At 64.9% G+C, this 20,044-nt stretch carries 17 protein-coding genes; 8 read left to right on the top strand and 9 right to left on the bottom strand.

Annotation, left to right across the window (positions count from 1 at the left end):
* The first annotated feature begins 12 nt into the window (after positions 1-12).
* Positions 13-498, top strand: coding sequence for a peroxiredoxin (locus MMG94_RS14205; protein WP_016918486.1), 486 nt, complete (start codon positions 13-15; stop codon positions 496-498).
* 41 nt (positions 499-539) lie between these two features.
* Here the strand turns inward: MMG94_RS14205 and MMG94_RS14200 are convergent, their stop codons facing one another.
* Positions 540-758 (bottom strand): DUF1289 domain-containing protein, encoded by a 219-nt coding sequence (locus tag MMG94_RS14200; RefSeq protein ID WP_016918487.1) that lies wholly within the window; start codon positions 756-758, stop codon positions 540-542.
* Positions 759-849: 91 nt separating this feature from the next.
* Here MMG94_RS14200 and MMG94_RS14195 point away from each other — a divergent pair, with 91 nt between their 5' ends.
* The 6 genes from MMG94_RS14195 to MMG94_RS14170 all read left to right on the top strand — a co-directional run bounded on the left by MMG94_RS14195 (position 850) and on the right by MMG94_RS14170 (position 7,903).
* A complete protein-coding gene (locus MMG94_RS14195) occupies positions 850-1,176 on the top strand; it encodes a hypothetical protein (RefSeq protein ID WP_016918488.1) in 327 nt (108 codons plus the stop codon).
* Positions 1,177-1,187: 11 nt separating this feature from the next.
* Positions 1,188-2,777, top strand: coding sequence for a RecQ family ATP-dependent DNA helicase (locus MMG94_RS14190; RefSeq protein WP_016918489.1), 1,590 nt, complete (start codon positions 1,188-1,190; stop codon positions 2,775-2,777).
* The gene (locus MMG94_RS14185) at positions 2,774-4,213 is read left to right on the top strand and encodes an MDR family MFS transporter (RefSeq protein WP_016918490.1); all 1,440 of its coding nucleotides are present in this window, start codon (positions 2,774-2,776) and stop codon (positions 4,211-4,213) included. The genes MMG94_RS14190 and MMG94_RS14185 overlap by 4 nt, the downstream gene beginning before the upstream one ends.
* A gap of 79 nt (positions 4,214-4,292) precedes the next feature.
* Positions 4,293-6,992: an aconitate hydratase AcnA gene (gene acnA, locus MMG94_RS14180; protein ID WP_016918491.1), complete on the top strand. Its 2,700-nt coding sequence runs from the start codon at positions 4,293-4,295 to the stop codon at positions 6,990-6,992.
* 158 nt (positions 6,993-7,150) lie between these two features.
* On the top strand, positions 7,151-7,384 hold the full coding sequence (locus MMG94_RS14175) for a hypothetical protein (protein WP_016918492.1): 234 nt from the start codon (positions 7,151-7,153) through the stop codon (positions 7,382-7,384).
* A gap of 276 nt (positions 7,385-7,660) precedes the next feature.
* Positions 7,661-7,903: a hypothetical protein gene (locus tag MMG94_RS14170; protein WP_016918493.1), complete on the top strand. Its 243-nt coding sequence runs from the start codon at positions 7,661-7,663 to the stop codon at positions 7,901-7,903.
* Between the two features lie 78 nt (positions 7,904-7,981).
* Here the strand turns inward: MMG94_RS14170 and MMG94_RS14165 are convergent, their stop codons facing one another.
* The 6 genes from MMG94_RS14165 to MMG94_RS14140 all read right to left on the bottom strand — a co-directional run bounded on the left by MMG94_RS14165 (position 7,982) and on the right by MMG94_RS14140 (position 17,018).
* A complete protein-coding gene (locus MMG94_RS14165) occupies positions 7,982-8,464 on the bottom strand; it encodes a hypothetical protein (RefSeq protein WP_016918494.1) in 483 nt (160 codons plus the stop codon).
* Positions 8,465-8,540: 76 nt separating this feature from the next.
* Positions 8,541-9,953 (bottom strand): TolC family outer membrane protein, encoded by a 1,413-nt coding sequence (locus tag MMG94_RS14160; RefSeq protein WP_016918495.1) that lies wholly within the window; start codon positions 9,951-9,953, stop codon positions 8,541-8,543.
* Positions 9,950-13,168, bottom strand: a complete 3,219-nt coding sequence (locus MMG94_RS14155; RefSeq protein ID WP_016918496.1) for an efflux RND transporter permease subunit — start codon at positions 13,166-13,168, stop codon at positions 9,950-9,952. Before MMG94_RS14155 ends, MMG94_RS14160 begins: the two co-directional genes overlap by 4 nt.
* A gap of 13 nt (positions 13,169-13,181) precedes the next feature.
* Positions 13,182-14,375 (bottom strand): efflux RND transporter periplasmic adaptor subunit, encoded by a 1,194-nt coding sequence (locus tag MMG94_RS14150; RefSeq protein WP_016918497.1) that lies wholly within the window; start codon positions 14,373-14,375, stop codon positions 13,182-13,184.
* 256 nt (positions 14,376-14,631) lie between these two features.
* Positions 14,632-15,513, bottom strand: a complete 882-nt coding sequence (locus tag MMG94_RS14145; protein WP_016918498.1) for an outer membrane protein — start codon at positions 15,511-15,513, stop codon at positions 14,632-14,634.
* A gap of 194 nt (positions 15,514-15,707) precedes the next feature.
* On the bottom strand, positions 15,708-17,018 hold the full coding sequence (locus tag MMG94_RS14140; protein WP_016918499.1) for a replication-associated recombination protein A: 1,311 nt from the start codon (positions 17,016-17,018) through the stop codon (positions 15,708-15,710).
* Positions 17,019-17,310: 292 nt separating this feature from the next.
* Between MMG94_RS14140 and MMG94_RS14135 the strand changes: the two genes are divergently transcribed.
* Positions 17,311-18,096 carry a division plane positioning ATPase MipZ gene (locus MMG94_RS14135; protein WP_016918500.1) on the top strand — a complete coding sequence of 262 codons (786 nt, stop codon included), beginning with the start codon at positions 17,311-17,313 and terminating at the stop codon, positions 18,094-18,096.
* Between the two features lie 59 nt (positions 18,097-18,155).
* Here the strand turns inward: MMG94_RS14135 and MMG94_RS14130 are convergent, their stop codons facing one another.
* Both MMG94_RS14130 and MMG94_RS14125 read right to left on the bottom strand, forming a co-directional pair.
* Complete coding sequence (locus MMG94_RS14130) at positions 18,156-18,623, bottom strand: GreA/GreB family elongation factor (RefSeq protein WP_026016045.1); 468 nt, start codon at positions 18,621-18,623, stop codon at positions 18,156-18,158.
* Positions 18,624-18,775: 152 nt separating this feature from the next.
* Positions 18,776-19,762 carry an MDR family oxidoreductase gene (locus MMG94_RS14125; protein ID WP_016918502.1) on the bottom strand — a complete coding sequence of 329 codons (987 nt, stop codon included), beginning with the start codon at positions 19,760-19,762 and terminating at the stop codon, positions 18,776-18,778.
* Between the last annotated feature and the right edge of the window lie 282 nt (positions 19,763-20,044).

The following is a 20,044-nucleotide window of genomic DNA, read 5'->3' as shown; positions in this document are numbered from 1 at the left end:
GCGAGACAGGGCATGACCATCCAAGCAGGCGACAAAATTCCGGACGTCACCGTCACGATCATGGGCAAGAACGGCCCGGAGCCGATCAAGACCGCCGATTATTTCAAGGGCCGCAAAATTGCGCTTTTCTCCGTGCCCGGCGCCTTCACCCCGACCTGCCACGCCAAGCATCTGCCCGGCTTCGTCGAACATTTCGACGCGCTGAAAGCCAAAGGCGTGGACGCCGTGGCGGTGACGGCGGTGAACGATATTTTCACGCTCGACGCCTGGCTGAAGGATCGCGGCGCGGCCGGCAAGATCGACGGTCTCGCCGACGGCTCCGCCGTGCTCGCCAGGGCGATGGGAGTCGAGCTGGATCTCAACGATTTCGGCCTCGGCGTCCGCGGCAAGCGCTATTCGGCGGTCGTCAAGGACGGCGTCGTCGAATGGATCAATGTGGAGGAAAATTCGAGCGTGACCACGGTTTCGAGCGCCGAATCGACGCTGGAGCGGCTCTGAGGCGGCAGGCGCCGGAAATCGGCGGATCGCGGGCGCGCTTTTTAAGCCTTTACTTTCGCCGGCCCCTCCGCGCCGCCCATGGCGTCGAGGCGGGCTTTGGCGCGATGGACGACCTGTTTCTTCTCGGCGTCCGAGAACTGCGTCCAGCCGCCGATCTCCGCGCGCGAGCGGCCGCAGCCGACGCAGATCCCGTTCGGATTGAGCGTGCAGATCTTGTTGCAGGGACTTGGAAACGGGTTTTGAGCAACGCTTTCGGTCATCAAGGGCCTCTCGCGGGTTCGCCCGCAAATGCCCAAGCGACGGCGGGCCTGTCAATGCGCGGCGTGGCGCCGTCGCGGCCGTTGAGCCATAATGGCGTCAATTGGCGGGCGGATCGTGACGGTCTCGATAGAGGATTTTCTTGGCGCGATCGAGCGGGACGACGCGGCTCCCGCCGACCCGGCCTTGCGCGCTTTATGGCTCGACGCCCGCGGGGAGTGGGACCTCGCGCATAAATGCGTCGACCAATTGTCGACGCCGGACGCCATGTGGGTTCACGCCTATCTCCATCGCAAGGAAGGCGACGCCTGGAACGCAGACTATTGGTATCGACGCGCCGGGAGGCCGCCGCATCGGGGAAGGCTCGGCGAGGAATGGCGTGAGATCGCCGAGGCGCTCCTGGAAAAAGGCCTGGCGTGACGCCCCTGAGGATGCCCGACGCGCAGCAATTGCTGCGCAGCATTTTTGGCTTCGCCGACTTTCTGCCGGGTCAATGGGAGGTGATCGAGGCCGTGCTCGCGGGCCGCGACGCGCTCGCCGTGATGCCGACAGGCTCGGGCAAATCCCTGCTTTATCAGCTTCCTGCGGCCGCCGAGCCGGGTCTCGTCGTCGTCGCCTCGCCGCTCATCGCGCTGATGCGCGACCAGTTGCGGGCGCTGGAAGACAAGGGCCTGCCCGCCGTTGCGCTTCATTCCGGACAGGATGAGGCCGAAGCGCTCGCCGCTTTCGAAGCCGTCTCGAGCGGGCGGACGCGCCTGCTTTACGCCGCGCCGGAACGGCTCGCGACGGAGGGCGCGCAAAATTTGCTGCGCAAAAACCGCGTGAGGCTCTTCGCGGTCGACGAGGCTCATTGCGTCTCGCATTGGGGCCATGACTTCCGGCCCGACTATCGCGGCCTGGGCGAGATCGCCAAAAAGCTCGGCGCGCCGGTCCTCGCCGTCACCGCCACCGCCGGCCCCCGCACGCGGGACGACATACGCCGCAACCTTTTCGCGCGGGAGCCGGATGTTTTCATTCGCTCATTCGCGCGGCCCAACCTCTCCCTCTCTTTCCGGCGCAAGCGCGCGGGGCTGCGGCAGATCGTCGATTTCATCGGGCGAGGGCAGGAGAGCGGGATCGTCTATTGCAACTCCCGCCGCATGGCCGATCTGCTGGCCGCCGATCTCGCGCGGCTCGGGCTCGACGCGCTGCCCTATCACGCCGGTCTCGACGCCTATACGCGAAGCGCCCATCAGGACGCGTTTTTCGCGCGGAAAGGCGTCGTCATGGTCGCCACCATCGCCTTCGGCATGGGCGTGGACAAGCCGGACGTTCGCTTCGTGATCCACGCCGACATCCCCAGCTCGATCGAGGGTTATTATCAGGAGATCGGCCGTGCGGGCCGCGACGGCGCGCCGGCGCGCATGCTGGCGCTGTTCGATCCGCGCGACCTCGCTCTGCGCTGGCGCACGCCCGACCTTCCCGAAGAAAACGAGGCCGCCGCCGGCGATTACGCCCGCCGCAAAGCCATGGCCCGGCTCTGCGTGACGCCCGCCTGCCGCTTCCAGACCCTGCTCGCCGAATTCGGAGAAGCAAGCGCGCCTTGCGGCAAATGCGATCACTGCCGCGGCGGCCCGCTCGCCTGGCCGCGCCGGGCGCAAGCGGCGGCGATGGGGTGGCGCGTCGCGGCTGAAAGCCGCCTGGCGCATGCGATGGGCGAAGGGATCGAAGAGGCGGCGGCGGAGCCCGCCCCGCCGGAGGAGCCTCTCTTTGAATCAACTGCGACGCCGGAACATCCGCTCACCGTCGCCGACATGCGGCTACTGAAAGCCCTGCTGGCTGAGCGGCTTCGGATCGCCAAACGGCTGGGCGTCCCGCCGCGCGCAGTCGCGTCGGAGGAGAAGCTGCGCACCCTCGTGCTCGCGCGGCCGGATCGCGCCGACGACCCGCTTTTCGCCGATGTGAGGGAGCCCGCCGCATTTTTGGCTTTGATCGAAACAGGCTATGACGTGGCGGGGCCAGGAGATCCAGATTCCAGATGAAAGACGACGCACAGCAGCCCGCCCCCGCCGAAATGCGTCAAGTAATGGTCGGGCTTGGGCTCGCCATGCTGCTCTCGGCGCTGGATCAGACCATCGTCGTCACCGCCATGCCGACCATCGGCGCCGATCTCGGCGAGCCCGAGAACCTGCCCTGGATCGTCACCGCCTATCTCGTCGCAGCGACGGTGGTGACGCCGCTCTACGGCAAATTCGCCGATATTCACGGCCGCCGCATCGTCATCCTGATCGGCGTCGCGACCTTCGTCATCGGCTCCGTCGCCTGCGCGCTCGCGCCGAACATTACGGCGCTGGCGGCCGCGCGATTCCTGCAGGGCATGGGCGGCGGCGGGCTGATCGCGCTCTCGCAGACCGTCGTCGCGGACCTCGTCTCCCCGCGTGAGCGCGGCCGCTACCAGACCTCCTTTGCGGCGGTCTTCGTAACCTCCAGCGTCGCGGGCCCCGCGCTGGGCGGCTTTTTTGCGCAATATCTGCATTGGTCGCTGATCTTCTGGATCAATGCGCCGCTCGGCCTCGCCGCGCTGCTGATCGTGAACGCCCGTCTCAAGCGCCTGCCCGAGCGGCGCCATCCGCATAGCGTCGACTATCCGGGCGCCGCTTTTCTAGTCACCGCCTCGGGCGCGATGGTGCTGGGCCTTGGCTGGGGCGGGACGCGCTATCCCTGGGCCTCGGCGCCCATTATCGGGCTTCTCGCTCTCTCCGCCTGCTTCTGGGCCGCTTTCGCGTGGCGCACCCGCACCGCCGAAGAACCGCTGATCCCGATGCGAATTCTGAACTTGCGGATCGTGCGCGACGCCATCGCCTCCAGCTCTTTCGGTCTCGGCTCCTTCGTCGCCCTCTCCGTCGTCATGCCGATTTATTACGAGACCGCCATGGGCCTCAGCGCCCATGATTCCGGCCTCGTCTTGATCCCGCTCATGGTCGCGACCGTCATCGGCGCCACGGTTTCGGGCCGCATGATGGCGACGGTCTCCCATTATAAGATCGCGCCGCTTCTGGGGCTCGGCGCCGGCGCGGTCGCGGCGGGCGCCGCCGCGTGGATGGCGGACCGGACGTCCTTCGTCACGCTCAACGCGCTGCTCACCGTCGTGACGCTCGGCGTCGGAACCATGTTGCCGGTCGCCACGGTCTCGGTGCAAAACGCCGTGGACGCTCGCGATCTCGGCACCGGCACGGCGACGACCCAATTCTTCCGGCAGCTCGGCGCGGCTTTGATCGTCGCCCTTTTCGGCGCCTTGGCGCTCGGCGGGGGGCGCGCCAGTTACATCGCCGAGACGAAGCTCTCGCCTGAGGAAATCGCGCGTCTCGTCGGCAGCTTTCGCCTGGTCTTCGTCGCCCTCGCCATCTGCATGTTGCTTTCCTTCGCTTTCATGGCGCGAATGGAGGAGCGGCCGCTGCGTGCCGAACGGCGGCATTGACCTATCTAGCCGCTTGTGCCCGTGGCATGGAATTTTCTAGAAAGGCTTCGCCTTTCCTACCGTCTGCAAGGACAGCCTCATGACATCGGTCGATAGTTTCCAGTCCCGCCAGAAGCTCGTCGTGGGCGACAAGAGCTATGACTATTTCTCGCTGAAGGCGGCGGAGGCTAACGGGCTGGCGGGCGTCTCGAAGCTGCCTTATTCGCTCAAGGTCGTGCTCGAAAATCTGCTGCGCAACGAGGACGGCCGCTGGGTCACGAAGGACACGATCCTCTCCTTCGCGAAATGGCTGACCGAGAAGGGCAAGACGGAGCGCGAAATCGCCTTTTCCCCGGCCCGCGTGCTGATGCAGGACTTCACCGGCGTTCCGGCCGTCGTCGATCTCGCCGCCATGCGCGACGCGATGGTGGCGCTTGGCGGCGATCCGCAGAAGATCAATCCGCTGGTGCCCGTCGACCTTGTCATCGACCATTCGGTGATCGTCGACGAATTCGGGACGCCCAAGGCTTTCGAGCAGAATGTCGAGTTCGAATATCAGCGCAATGGCGAGCGCTATCGCTTTCTGAAATGGGGCCAGTCGGCCTTCGACAATTTCCGCGTCGTGCCGCCCGGCACCGGCATCTGCCATCAGGTCAATCTCGAATATCTGGCGCAGACGATCTGGAGCCGCGCCGAGGACGGGATCGAGGTCGCTTATCCCGATACGCTCGTCGGCACCGATTCGCACACGACCATGGTCAACGGCCTCGCCGTGCTCGGCTGGGGCGTCGGCGGCATCGAGGCGGAGGCGGCCATGCTGGGCCAGCCGCTCTCCATGCTCGCGCCGGAAGTCATCGGCTTCAAACTGACGGGCGCGCCGAAGGAGGGCGTCACCGCGACCGACGTGGTCCTCACCGTCACGCAAATGCTGCGCAAAAAGGGCGTCGTCGGAAAATTCGTGGAGTTCTATGGCGAGGGGCTCAACCATCTCTCGCTCGCCGACCGCGCCACCATCGCCAATATGGCGCCGGAATATGGCGCGACCTGCGGCTTCTTCCCCGTCGACGCCGAGACGCTCGCTTATCTCAACACCTCCGGCCGCGCCGCCGAGCGCATCGCCTTGATCGAGGCCTATACGGAGGCGCAGGGCATGCTGCGCACCGCCGCCTCGCCCGATCCGGAATTCACCGACGCGCTCGCGCTTGACCTTGCCGACGTCGCCCCGTCGCTCGCCGGCCCCAAGCGCCCGGAGGGCCGCGTCCCGCTCGAGGAGGTGGGCAAGGCTTTCGAGACGGCGCTCGCCGGCGAGTATAAGAAAGAGGGCGGTCTCGGCCCGCGCCATAAGGTCGAGGGGACGAATTACGATCTCGGCCATGGCGATGTGGTGATCGCCGCGATCACCTCCTGCACCAATACGTCAAATCCGAGCGTGCTGATCGGCGCGGGCCTCCTCGCCCGCAACGCCGTCGCCAAGGGGCTGAAAGTCAAGCCCTGGGTGAAGACCTCGCTCGCGCCCGGAAGCCAGGTGGTGGGGCAATATCTCGCCAATTCCGGCCTGCAGAAATCGCTCGACGAACTGGGTTTCAATCTCGTCGGCTTCGGCTGCACGACCTGCATCGGCAATTCCGGCCCGCTGCCGGCTCCGGTCTCGAAGACGATCAGTCAACACGACCTCGTCGCGGCGTCGGTCCTTTCCGGCAACCGCAATTTTGAAGGTCGCGTGAACCCCGACGTGCAGGCCAATTATCTCGCCTCGCCGCCGCTCGTCGTCGCCTTCGCGCTCGCCGGAACGGTCGCGACCGACCTCACGAAGGAGCCGCTCGGCCAGGGCTCGGACGGCAAGCCGGTCTATCTGCGCGACATCTGGCCCACGAGCGCCGAGATCGACAGTTTCATCCGCCAGAACGTCACGCGCGACCTCTTCCGCGCCGCCTACGCCAATGTCTTTGCGGGCGACCAGCATTGGCGCGCCGTCGCGGCGCCGGAGGCCGAGACATACGCCTGGGACGACAAATCGACCTATGTGCGCAATCCGCCTTATTTTATCGGCCTCGCGAAACAGCCGAGGCCCGTCAAGGACATTGTCGGCGCGCGCATCCTCGCGCTCTTCGGCGACAAGATCACCACCGACCATATTTCCCCGGCGGGCTCCATCAAGGCCGCCTCGCCCGCGGGCAAATGGCTGATGGACAATGGCGTGGCGCAGGCCGACTTCAATCAGTACGGCACGCGGCGCGGCAACCATGAAGTGATGATGCGCGGCACCTTCGCCAATATTCGCATCAAGAACAACATGATGAAGACCGCCGACGGAATCGTGCCCGAGGGCGGCCTGACAAAATATTATCCGGGCGGCGAGACGCTTTCGATCTATGACGCCGCGATGCGCTATCAGCAGGAGGGCGCGCCGCTCGTCGTCTTCGCCGGCTCCGAATATGGCAATGGCTCGTCGCGCGACTGGGCGGCCAAGGGCACGGCGCTGCTCGGCGTGCGGGCCGTGATTGCGCAGAGCTTCGAGCGCATCCACCGCTCCAATCTCGTCGGCATGGGCGTGCTGCCCTTGACCTTCGAGGCCGGCGCCAGCTGGGCGTCGCTTGGCCTCACCGGCGAGGAAACGGTCGCTATTCGCGGATTGGAAGCGGGGCTGTCTCCGCGCCAGACGCTTTATGCGGAGATTGCCTCGCCTGACGGCAAGACGATCTCGACGCCGCTTCTGCTGCGCATCGATACGCTGGACGAGTTGGAATACTTCAAAAACGGCGGCATTCTGGCTTACGTCCTGCGACAACTTGCTTCGTAACGGAGCTGTCAAACGGCTGTGCTATCGTTGACGCTTCGTTTTTCCTGCGTCATCTTCGTGACGCTCCTGCGCCAACTCCCGCGCCGCCTTTGCCGGCGCGTGTCGAGTAATGGCGCAGGCGGCTAAAAAATAAGATCGAAGATAGAGGAAACGTCAGGATGAAGAAGTTCTCGCTTTTCACGGCCATCGCTATCTTTGCGGCCATGGCCGCTCCGGCCTTTGCGAGTTGCGACACCCACGCCGAGGACGATCAGGCTGTCTGCGCCTCCAAATGCGAAGACCAATTCCTGAAGGATCAGCAGGGCTGGACCGCCGACATGGATAAAATCAAGGGAAACAAGAAGGCTTGCGACGAGAAGTGCGGCTGCCCGCAAAATTCGAAGGGCCTCTGAAGCGTCTTTCCTTTCGGCCGAATATCATCGGGGCGCGCGACCAGCGCGCCCTTTTTCTTTATTCAAATCAAAGCGGCGCCGCCGTCCTCACCCTCCGCGACGCCGCGGCGGGCGGGAGACGTCCTGCTGGCGACATGCGATTGACACACGGCAATTCTTCCCCCATCGTTCGCCCCGCTTGGCGCGATATGAGGGGCCGTTACTGGATCGGCGGGAGGGTTCAACGCCCGCGCAAGCAAGAACATCCGAAAATTGTGAGAAGAGGAAACGACGAAAATGAAGAAATTCGCCTTTGTGACGGCGGCGGCCCTGTTTGCCGGCATGATGACCCCGGCTTTCGCCGATTGCGACACCCGCAAGGCCGACGACGACAAGCAGGCGGCGGCGGCGTCGAAGTGCTATGACGAGTACCTGGCCCGCAAGCAGAACTACGGCGCCAACAAGGACGAACTCCGCGCGAACTTCCAGGCCTGCAACGAGAAGGCCGGCTGCCCGCAGAACTCGGACCTGCTGAAGTAAGATCGTCCGGCGGCCTCCTCTCGAAGAGAGGCTTTCGATCTTGGGGCGCGCAGTTCATGCGCGCCCATAATTTTTCGCTTACTGCCGATAGACGTTCCCATCCGGGCCTTTCCAGCCGTTCGAATCCTCGTAGAAGCGATATTCCTCCTCGAAGACGACCGTTTCGCCCGGGGGGACATATTGCTTGCCCTTGGGATCCGAGGAGCGCGGGGCCGTCACATAATGCTTGCTCGACGAACAGCCGTCCTTGACTTTGCCGGCGTCGTCCGGCTTGCATTCGAGATTGGCGCCTTCCGGAAACTGGACCTTTCCGCTGAAGAAAATCTCGTAGCCCTTCTCCCCGGTCGCATGCATTTCAAGCGCTTCGGACATTGTCTGCTTGAATTCGAGAATCTTGCCGGGCTTGTCGAAGCGCTGCGGCAGAAGATTTTCGAAGATCTTCCGGGCGTGCGCCTCGGTCGGATCGCCGCAGCCCAGCCAGCAGATCGCCGCGGCCGGCGTGACGGCGAGCGGCGTCGCCGCGACGGCCAGAGCAAAGAATTTCAGATAAGCGCCTCGCATTGCGTTTCCTCTTCGTTGCGCCGCCCTTCTGTCGGGCGATTGCGCCGCAGAGTAATTTGCTTTGCGTGAAATGTCTTCAACGCCCGGCGTCCGGCGTATCCGTTCCGCCCCAGAGACCTCGTATCTGATCGTAATGGATCGAGGGATCGTACCTTGCGTCGCCGAGATGCAGAGTCCGCGTCGTGAGCCGCCCCATGGCGGCGAGCACGGCGTAGGAGGCGACGACGCGTTCGCGCTGGGCGTAGATGAGGCCGATGCGCGCATTGAGCAATTCGGCCTGCGCATTGAGAATGTCGAGCGTCGTGCGCTGGCCCGCCTTCGCCTCTTCGCGCACGCCATAGAGCGCGCGCTCCGCGGCGGCGATCTGCGTTTGCGCGGCGGCGATCTGCGTTTTGGCGGCCTGCAACGCCCCCCAATTGCCGCGCACCAGCGCGATGACGTCGGCGCGCGCGACATCGACGTCGAATTTGCGCTGGCCGGCGACTTCCTTGGCTTCTCTCACCTGCGAGGAGGTGAAGCCGCCTTCGTAGAGCGGCACGTTGAGCCGCCCGCCGATCGAGGCGCCGATATTGCGGTTGTAGATCCCCGACATGTCGGTCTGCGTGAAGACATTTCCGACGATCGAGAATTTCGGCATGAAATCCGACTCGATCACCTTGATGTCGAGATCGGCCGCGTCGGCGTCGTGCAAGGCGGCGAGGATCACCGGATGCTCCGCCTGCGCGATGCGCTCCACCTCTTCGCGCGTCCCCGGCAGCAGCGCGTCGACGGCGGCGCCGGGCGCCAGCTTTTTGGGGTCGACCCCGATCGTCTGGCGATAGGCGCCGATGCTCGCCTCCAGCGCCGCGCGCGCCTGGCCGACGAGCGACTGCCCGGCGGCGAGCCGCGCCTCCGCCTGGGCGATGTCGGTCAGGGTGATCTGTCCGTAATTGTAGCGCTCGCGCGTCTGGCGCAATTGCTCGGTCAGCACCGCGACGTTGTTTTCCTGCAATTTCAGCGCAGCCGTGTCGCGCAGCACATTCATATAGGCGGCGACCGCGTTGAAGAGCACGCGCTGCTCGGTGAGCCGCAATCTCTCGCGCCCCCCGAAAACATTGGTCTCGGCGGCGCGCGTGGCGTTTTTCGTCTTGAAGCCGTCGAAGATCGGCTGCTCGATCGAGAACTGCGCCGAGCGCGGCATGCTCCCGCCGGTCTGAATGCTCTTGGTCAGGGCGCGCGTGGCGGCCGGATCGGCGATGTCCTCGTCGATCTGCCGCGTCACGGCGCGATTGTCCTGCGCGCCGAGAAAGGCGCCTGCGCTTGCGCGCGGCCGCATGCCGGAAAGCGCCTGCGGCACTTTCTCATCCAGCGCGCGCACGCCCGCGCGGCCGGAATTGATGACCGGGGAATTGTCATAGGCGCGCAGCAACGCGCCGTTCAGCGTCTCGGCGCCCGCCGGCGTCGCAGCCAGGCAGGCGGCCAGAAAGAATGCGCGGCGCGCGTCTCTCACACGGCCTCCCTCGCGCGCGCGGCGTTCAGCGCTTTCGCGTCGCCGCCGAAGAAAGCGTAGAGCGCCGGCAATACGATGAGGGTGAGGAGCGTGGCGCTGATGAGCCCGCCAATGACGACGGTCGCGATCGGCCGCTGCACTTCCGCGCCGGTCGAGGTGGCGAGCGCCATCGGCACGAAGCCGAGAGACGCGACGAGCGCCGTCATCACGACGGGACGCAGGCGCGTCATGGCGCCCCTGAAGATCGCTTCGCGCTCGGGCAGGCCGCCCACCATGAGCTGATGGATATAGGTGCGCATCACGAGGCCGTTGAGCACGGCGACGCCGGAAAGCGCGATGAAGCCCACCGCCGCAGAAACCGACATGGGCATGCCGCGCAGCCAGAGCGCCAGCACGCCGCCGATGAGCGCGAGCGGCACGGCCGTGAAGACGAGCAGCGCGTCGCGCGCCGAACCGAGCGCGGAATAAAGCAAAAGGAAGATCATGAAGAAGCAGATCGGCACGACGATCATCAGACGCGCGCGCGCCGCCGCGAGATTTTCGAACTGCCCGCCCCATTCGATCCAATAGCCCGCGGGGATCTGCACCTTGGCGTCGACCTTGGCGCGCGCGCCATTGACGACGGAGGCGATGTCGCGCCCGCGCACATTGGCGCTGACGACGACGCGCCGCTTGCCGTTCTCGCGCGAGATCTGGTTCTGCCCGTCCGCTGTCGAGAAGCTGGCGACCTGTTTGAGCTGCACGGTCGAGACATGGCCCTGCGCGTCCGGCGGCAGCGAGACGGGGATCGTCTCCAGCGCAGTCGCGTCCTCGCGCAGATTGTCGCGCAGGCGCACGAAAATCGGGAAGCGGCGATCGCCTTCGAAGATCATGCCGGCGGGTTCGCCGCCGATCGCCGCGCCGATCGTGTCCTGCACGTCGCCGAGGGAGAGGCCGTAACGCGCAATCGCCGCCTTATCCACCTTGATGTCGAGAACCGGGAGGCCCGTGACCTGCTCGACCTTCACGTCTTCCGCGCCCGGCGTCGAGCGCAGGATCGCGGCGATCTGGTTCGCCGCCTTCAGCATGGCGTCGAAATCCTCGCCGAACACTTTGACCGCGATGTCGCCGCGAACGCCCGCGAGCAGCTCGTTGAAGCGCAACTGGATCGGCTGCGAGAATTCATAGGCGTTGCCGGGAAGCTTCTCGATCGCGACGGATATCTCCTCGATGAGCTTGTCCTTGGAGAGATGCGGGTCGGGCCACTGATCCTCCGGCTTCAGCATGATGAAGACGTCGGTCAGGTTTGGCGGCATCGGATCGGTCGCGACCTCCGCCGTGCCCGTCTTGGAGAAGACATAGTCCACCTGCGGCAGCTTGCGGATCGCGTTTTCAATATCGAGCTGCATCGCCTGCGCCTGCGTGAGCGAAGCGCTGGGAATGCGGTTCGCTTGCATGGCGAGGTTCTTCTCGTCGAGCCTGGGAATGAACTCCTGGCCGAGGCTCGTATAGAGAAGCGCGGCGAGGACGAAGGAGGCGACGCCGATCGCCATCACTTTGACCGGCGCGCCCATCGCCCAGCGCAGCACCGGTTCGTAGAGTTGCTTCAGGCGCCTGACGATGACGTTTTCCTGCTCTTCGCCATGGCCCGAGACGAAGAGCGCGATCATGGCGGGGAAGAAGGTGAGCGACAGGACGAATTCCGAGAGCAATGCGATGATGACCGTCATCGCCATCGGATGGAACATCTTCCCCTCGACGCCGGAGAAGCTCAGGATCGGAAGATAGACGAGGATGATGATCGACTGGCCATAGACCGTCGGACGGCGCATTTCGACGGCGGCGTCGATGACCGTGTCGAGCCGCTCGTCGGTCGTCAGCGCGCGGCCCGCCGCGTGCTGACGCTCGGAGAGACGGCGCAGGCTGTTCTCGGCGACGATGATCGCGCCGTCGGCGATGAGGCCGAAATCCAGCGCGCCGAGACTCATGAGATTCGCGCTGATCTTGCCGAGATACATGCCGATGGCGAGGAACAGCATGGTCACCGGAATGACCGTCGCCGTCACCACCGCGGCGCGGAAATTGCCAAGCATCACGAAGAGCACGAGGATGACGAGGCCGGCGCCCTCGGCGAGGTTCTTGGCGACGGTCTTGATGGTGGCGTCGACGAGCAGCGTTCGGTTGAGGATCGTCTTCACCTCGACGCCGGGCGGCAGGGATTTGACGATCTGCGTCATTTTTTGGTCGACGGCGGCCGAGACGGTGCGGCTATTGGCGCCGATCAGCATGAGCGCCGTGCCGATGACGACTTCCCCGCCATTCAAGCTGGCGCTGCCGGTGCGCAGCTCCTTGCCGATCGAGACGTTCGCAATGTCGCGCACGCGCACCGGCACGCCGTTCCGGGTCGTCGCCACGACATTGGCGATGTCGTCGACATTCTCCAGGCGGCCGCCGCTGCGCACGACGAGGCCCTCGCCATTGCGCTCCACATAGCCGGCGCCGCGGCTGACATTGTTTTTTTGAATCGTCGCCGCGAGATCGCCGAAGGAGAGGCCGAGCGACATGAGCTTCGCCGGGTCGGGCTGCACATGGTACTGGCGCATATAGCCGCCGAGCGAATCGACGCCCGCGACGCCCGGAACGGTGCGCAACTGCGGACGGATGATCCAGTCCTGCACGGTGCGCAGATAAGATTCCTGCTCGACCGGCGTGCGGAGCGACGCGCCTTCCGGCGTGAGATAGGCCCCGTCCTTTTGCCAGCCCGGATCGCCTTCCTTCGCGAGCTTGCGCGGCTCCGCATAGCGCACGGTCCACATATAGATTTCGGAGAGGCCGGTTGCGATCGGCCCCATGCGCAGGGCGACCTGCGATGGAAAATCCTCGCGCGCCTGGGCGATGCGCTCGCTGACCTGCTGGCGCGCGAAGTAAATGTCCACCCCGTCGGCGAAGACCGCCGTCACCTGCGCGAAGCCGTTACGCGACAGCGACCGCGTATATTCCAGGCCCGGAATGCCCGCGAGCGCGTTCTCGATCGGATAAGTGACCTGCTTCTCCATCTCGAAGGCGGAGAGCGCGGGCGCGTTCGCGTTGATCTGCACCTGATTATTGGTGATGTCGGGCACGGCGTCGATCGGCAGATGGGCGAGCGCCCACAGGCCGAACGCGCCGACGAGCGCGACCAGCAGGACGACCAGCCAGCGGCTATGGACCGAAAAGGCGATGATCCGCTGCATCATGATCTTTGCGCGCTCACTCCTCCGGGATCTCGCTCTTGCCCGCTTCGGCCTTCAACACGAAGCTGTTCTCGACGGCGATCGTCTCGCCGGGCGAAAGGCCCTTTGCGATCTCCACGGAAGCTTCATCGCCGTCGCCCAATTCGACGGCGCGCTTCTCGAAGCCGTCTTTCGTCTGAACGAAGATGGTCGGTTCATTGTGCACGAGCTGCACCGCGCCGCGGGGAACGATCACTCTTGCGGGGCTCTGCTCGATCGTGATCTCGGCGTTGAGCAGGACGCCGGGGTGAAGCGCGAAGTCGGGATTTTTGAAAGAGGCGATGACATGCCCGGTGCGCGTCTCGGGCGTGATCATCGCGTTGACGATCGTCACCTTGCCTTCGAAGCTGCGGCCGTCCGGACCCTTGAGAAAAACCGGCTGCCCGACGCGGACGCTGGCGAGGCTTGCGACCGGCACGGCGAGGTCGGCCTCGACCTCGGAGAGATCGGCCATGACGTAAATCTGGCTCTCGGCCGTCACGGGCTGGCCGAGATTGACGAGGCGCTCGATGATCCGGCCTTTGATGGGCGCGCGGATTTCCTTCTCCCGAAGGCGGGCGATCGGCTGAGACGGCAGCGCGGCGATCTCGCTTTCGGAAAGATCGAGCGCCGCGAGCTTGCCGCGCGCGAGATCGAGCCGGAGTTTGGCCTCTGTGAAAACGGCCTTGGCTTTGAGGAAGAGCTGTTCGGCCGTGATCTTCTTCTCGAAGAGGCCCTTTTCGCGCGCGAAAAGTTTCGATTGCAGATCGTAATTCGCCAGCGCCGCGAGATATTCGCTCTTGGCGTCGGCGACCTCGCGCGAATCGATGATGGCGACGGTTTCGTTCTTCGCCGCTTCGTCGCCGAGCTTCTTGCGCATGTCGGCGACCACGCCCGCGACTTTCGCCGCGACGCGCGCCAGATGGTCGGGGTCCGGTTTCACCGCCGCCGGAACGGCGATCTGGCGCTTGATGACGCCGGGTCCCGCTTTGGCGACGCCGATCTTCGCCGCCTCGACCTGCTCCGGCGAAAGCTTGATGAGTCCGTCCGCTCCAGGAGCCGCTCCGCCCGCCACCGATTGCGCGGGGGCCTCGGCGCCGGGGCCGCGAAATTTAGCGAAAAGCCCTGGCAGGGCGGCCCCGACGGCGAGACTCGCCAGAATCGCGAGAAGGAGGGGCGTTCTGCGATACATGCTTTCCGTGAGGCTCCAGGCGTCCGCCGCGCGAGGTTGGTCAAGGGTTAACACTGCCGATGCGGCGGCGCCATCCGCCGCGGGGCGCCGGTCGAGCTTATCCCCATCGGCGCCGCGCTGAAGATCAGTTCTTAACTTCCAGCTACGGCCGCGTCTATGAGAAGCACGCGCGCGCAACGCAATAAAGACGCTGAAATGAAACAAAAAAGCCCGGCCGCGAGGGCCGGGCTCTTCTTCGTCTCCGAGGCGACGAAACTTAGTATTTCGCGACGACCGGAGCGGCGGCGAAAGGATTGAAGTGCCAGTTCAGGCCGGCGCGGACCGTGTGCCAATCCGTCGGAGCCTGATGGGCGCCGGCGAAGACGCAGCAGGCATAGTAGAAGCCATTGGCGTTCGGGCCGGACGCGGCGACGCGGGTGCTGCCAAGATTGGTGTAGAGATATTCGACCTTGAGCGACCAAGCCGGGAAGGACAGCGGGGTCCATTCCACGCCGCCGCCCGCAGTCCAGCCGGTGGAAACGCCGTCATAGACGCCCTTGCCGATCATGCTGCCGGCGCCGGGGCCGGAGTTGACGACGGCCAGGCCGACCGTGTGGTTGACGCCGCCGTAAGCGAAGCCGCCCGTGCCGTAGACCATCAGGTTCGGATAGGAAGGCAGCGTCACGCCGAGACGGCCGCGAACGGTGCCGAACCAATCGACATACTTCGCGGAATTCACGAAGGAAGCCTGCGTGGCGGCGTTGTTCGGCGCCGGCATCGGGCCGACGAGGTTCTGGACGCCGTTGATGTCGGCGGCCTGGATGTCGGCTTCGAGGCCGACGACGAACCAGGGGTTGAACTGGTAGTTATAGCCGACCTGGCCGCCGCCCGCGACGCCGTTCACGCCGGCGCCGGCCGACCAGAAAGCGAAATGATTCGCGGTCGCGGGCGGAAGAACGGTCAGGCCGCCATCCTGCACGCCGCCGGCGCTGAAGCCGTAGCCGATATTGATACCGCCATAGAGGCCGGTCCAGGAAAAGGCGGGCGGCGGCGGGATATAGGCCGGCGGCGGGCCCTTGCGGGACGGGAGGTCGGCGGCGAGCGCCGAACCGGCGACGAGAGCCAGCGCGATGCCGGCGGCGACAGGAAATTTGGTCATATGCGACCCCCTCGTAAGCATTCAATTTCTTGCGGCTGTCATCGCGAAAGCGACATCCGCCGTCGGGAAAAGACTTACGGCCGAACCTCGAGCACGGTCAATGAAAAGGCGGTCTGAACAAGCCTTGTGCAGTGCGTTTGGCGCAGCGCGTGACAATTGCGCAACAGAATGGCGCGCCCGCAACGGCGCTCCGGCTATTTACTGTTGCGTTCGCGCCGCAGTCGCTCCCAGTAATCGAGCCTTTTCGCCAATTCGCGCTCGAAGCCGCGCTCCACGGGCCGATAGAGTTTCTGGCGCTTCAGCGATTCGGGCCAGTAATTCTGGCCGGAGAAGGCGTCGGGCGCGTCGTGGTCATATTCATAGCCCTCGCCATAGCCCTCTTCGCGCATCATCTTCGTCGGCGCGTTGAGAATGATTTTGGGGGGCATGAGCGAGCCCTTCTCCTCGGCGAGCCGGCGGGCTTTCTTGTAAGCGACATAGCCCGCGTTGGATTTCGGAGCCGTCGCCACATAGATCAGCGCCTGCGCGAGCGCGAGTTCGCCTTCGGGCGAACCGAGAAAGTCGTAGGCGTCCTTCGCGGCGTTCGCGACGACGAGCGCCTGCGGGTCGGCGAGGCCGATATCCTCCACCGCCATACGCACGATGCGCCGCGCCAGAAAGAGCGGGTCTTCGCCAGCGTCGAGCATGCGCGCGAAATAATAAAGCGCCGCGTCCGGGTCCGAGCCGCGCACGCATTTGTGCAATGCGCTGATGAGATTGTAATGGCCCTCCTGCGCCTTGTCGTAGATCGGCGCGCGGCGCTGCACGACCTCTGCGAGCGCCGCGCGATCGAAGATTTCGCCTTCGCGCGCGGCGCGCCAGATCTCTTCGGACAAGGTGAGCGCGGCGCGGCCGTCGCCATCGGCCATGGCGATCAGCGCCTCGCGCGCATCGGCGTCGAGCGGAAGCTTCCGGCCCTCCATCTCCTCCGCACGCGCAAGCAGCTTCTCGATTGCGGCGGCGTCGAGCGATTTGAACGTCATCACGCGCGCGCGCGACAACAGCGCGGCGTTGAGTTCGAAGGAAGGATTCTCCGTCGTCGCGCCGATCAGGGTGATGGTGCCGTCCTCCATCACCGGGAGGAAACTGTCCTGCTGCGCGCGATTGAATCGGTGAATCTCGTCGACGAAGAGCAATGTGCCCTGGCCCGTCGCGCGACGCGCGCGCGCCGCCTCGAAGGTTTTCTTCAAATCGGCGACGCCGGAGAAGATCGCGGAAATTTGCGCGAAGGCCAGATTGGTCTCATGCGCGAGCAAGCGCGCGACGGTCGTCTTGCCGGAGCCTGGCGGACCCCAGAGGATGAGCGAACCCAGCGAACCGCCTTGAACGAGGCGCGTCAATGCGCCGGCCGGCCCGAGCAGATGATCCTGTCCGACGACCTCGTCGAGACGCTTTGGACGCAGACGGTCCGCAAGCGGCCGCGGCGCGTTTTCGTCTAGCTTTGCCGTTTCGAAGAGGTCTGACATCGGATTTCGATCGATCGTAAACTGAATACTTGTGTCGTTGACGATTGATTACCACCTCGACGCGGCGTTAACCAACGATTACCCTCACGCCAAGTAAATGATTCGGCCGGGTAAGCCTGCGTATTGCCGATAACAGCGTTTTTCGCTCGGCGCGCTTTCCGCTCGCGTTCAATCGCGCGAACGACGAGGCGGCGTCCATCCGAAATCTGGAGCGCTTCTCGCCGCAAGATCGCTTGGCGATATGCGTTTCGCAAGCCCGCGGCCCAAAGCTGCGACAAACGGAAGTCAAGATATGCGGACCATAGCTTTCGTCACGCAAAAGGGCGGGGCCGGCAAAAGCACGCTGGCGAGCAGCGTCGCCGTCGCCGCGCGCGCCGCCGGTGAACGCGTCTTCATCGCCGATCTCGATCCGCTGCAGACTCTGGTGAAATGGTCGGGCGCGCGCGAATCTTCGGATATCGGCGTCGAGCATGTGCCGCCGGGCAAGCTCGCCAAGGCGATCGCCGCGCTCGAAAAGAAAGGCGTGACTCTCGTCGTCATCGACGCGCCCGGCCATGAGGGCGAAGCCGCCGCCGCCGCCATTCGCGCCGCGGATCTCTGCGTCATCCCGGCGCGTCCCAACGCCTTCGATCTTTGGGCGAGCGAAAAGACCCGCGCGGGGGTGAAGGAGGCGGGCGTCGACTACGCCTTTCTGCTCAATCAATGCCCGCCCGCGCAGCAGACCGCGCGCGTCGAACTCGGCGCCAAGGCGCTGCAGGCCATGGGCGGACTGCTCGCCCCCCTCGTCTCCGCCCGCGTCGATTATCAGGAGGCGGCGCGCCTCGGCCTCGGCGTCACCGAATATAATCCGGAAGGCGTCGCAGCCGAGGAGATGAAGGAGCTCTGGGGTTCGATCAAGCGGCGCCTGAAGCGCGCGCCCGCCAAGACCGCGCCCGCCAAGATCACGCCCGCCAAGCAGGCGGTCGTCGAAAAGCCGGCGCCCGCCCCGAAAGCCGCACCCCAAAAGGCGGCGGCGGCGAAGCCGGCTGTCGAGGCGCCGAAGAGCGCGCCCAAAAAGCCCGCCAGAAAGGCGGCGTGAGCGCGATAGGCCCGCTACGCGGGAGAATCGTGGCCGCGCGACTCGCGCGGCCTTTTGTTTCAGGCGATTTCGACGATCTTGGCGCTGTGGTGGATGACCTCCACCTTGTCGCCGACGCTTTTACCCATCAGCGCTTGCGCGAGCGGAGCGACATAGGGAATCAGATTCTTCGAGGGATCGGCCTCGTCTTCGCCGACGAGCCGGAAGAGGCGGCGCTCGCCGCCCTCCAGCTCCACGACGACCTTGTGCCCGAATCGAACGACCGAATGATCGGCGATGGGACGCACGACTTCAGCGCTCGCCCGACGCGCAGTCCAGTAACGCAGATCGCGCTGCGCCAGCGCGATCGCATGCTGATCATCCTTCGACGTCGCCGCCTCGATCTCGCCGTGGAGCCGGGCGAGGGCGTCGTCGATCTGCTGCAAACCTTCCGGCGTCACCAGATTTCGATGCGAGCTGACGGGACGATCCGGCAGATCCTCGCGCGGATTGTCGTCTTCCTGTTCCTTGGTGAAAGCCGAACTCATGCGTCCTACCTTTAGCGCCGCGATGGCCTGGAAATAAGGAGCGGCCCATCGACGCGCTGCGTCTGGCCGCTCGAACGACATTACATCCGAGCGGGCGGTGAAAGTCGAGAACGCGCGACGACGCTGCGACAATTGGCGCCGCAGCGCCGCGCTCAAGGCATTTCGACGACCACGCGTCCCCGAATTTTTCCCGTCACGATCGAGCGCGCGCGCTCCAGCGCGTGGTCGAAGGGGATAATCTCACACATGGCGTCGATCATGCCCGCGTCCAGATCGGAAGCGATCCGGGTCCAGGCTTGGCGGCGCAGCGCGATTCGCGGCCGCACGCTTTCGACGCCGAGAAGCGCGACGCCGCGGAGGATGAAGGGCGCGACGCTTCCCGGCAGATCCATCCCGCCGACATTGCCGCAGGCGGCGATCGCGCCGTCGAACTGCGTCTGGGAAAGCAGATTGGCGAGCGTCGCGCCGCCGACCGCGTCTATTCCGGCGGCGAAGCGCTGCAATTGCAACGCCTTTCCCGGCTTCGCGAAATCGTCCCGCGCCAGAATCTCGCTTGCGCCGATCGACTTGAGATAGTCGCCCTCCGCCGCGTGGCCGGTAATGGCGGCGACGCGCCAGCCCGATTTTGCGAGCAGCGCCACCGCGAAAGAGCCGACGCCCCCGGACGCGCCCGAGACCACCGCTGGTCCATCCTCTGGCGTAAGGCCGCGCCGCTCCAGGGCCAGCACGCAAAACATGGCGGTGAGGCCCGCCGTGCCCACGGTCATGGCGCGCGCGGGCGAAAGCGAATCAGGCAGCTTCACGAGCCAATCGCCGGAAAGCCGCGCTTTTTGCGCAAATCCCCCGTAATGCGCCTCGCCGATCCCGCATCCCGTTGCGACGACGATTTCGCCCGGCGCAAAGCCGTCATGCGTCGACCTCGCGACGCGGGCGACGAGATCCACTCCCGGGACCATCGGAAAACGCCGCACCACTGGCCCTTTTCCAGTCACCGCGAGACCGTCCTTGTAATTGATGGCCGAATACAGGACGTCGACATCGACGTCGCCGGGCATGAGGGCCGCTTCGTCCATCTGGACATATTCCGCGACGTAACGCCCGGAAGTCTTGTCGATGAGAACGGCTTTGAAAGAGGACATCGTCGCTCCAAGTGATTCTGGATCGCTTTAATTTAGCGCGATACTCGTCATAAGGGGTGCGGCGAGCCTCATCTAGGCGGCGGCGCGGGCAATCAGCCAAGCGCGAGGGGCTAAACTTAGGATTGCTGGTTTTTTGCACGTCCTTCATGCTATAACTTTCTCGCAACATTTGTTTGAATTCTGATCGCTGGCAATAAGCGGCGATAATTCTTGCTGTAGAAAAAAATGGAGGTATATTATTGAATATCTTCGCCGCTTCGACGAAGCCCCCATGATCAACGG

The organism is Methylocystis parvus OBBP, from assembly GCF_027571405.1.
GTDB lineage: Bacteria > Pseudomonadota > Alphaproteobacteria > Rhizobiales > Beijerinckiaceae > Methylocystis > Methylocystis parva.
The sequence above is the reverse complement of the archived record's forward strand: the minus strand, read 5'-3'. Positions and strand labels throughout refer to the sequence as shown.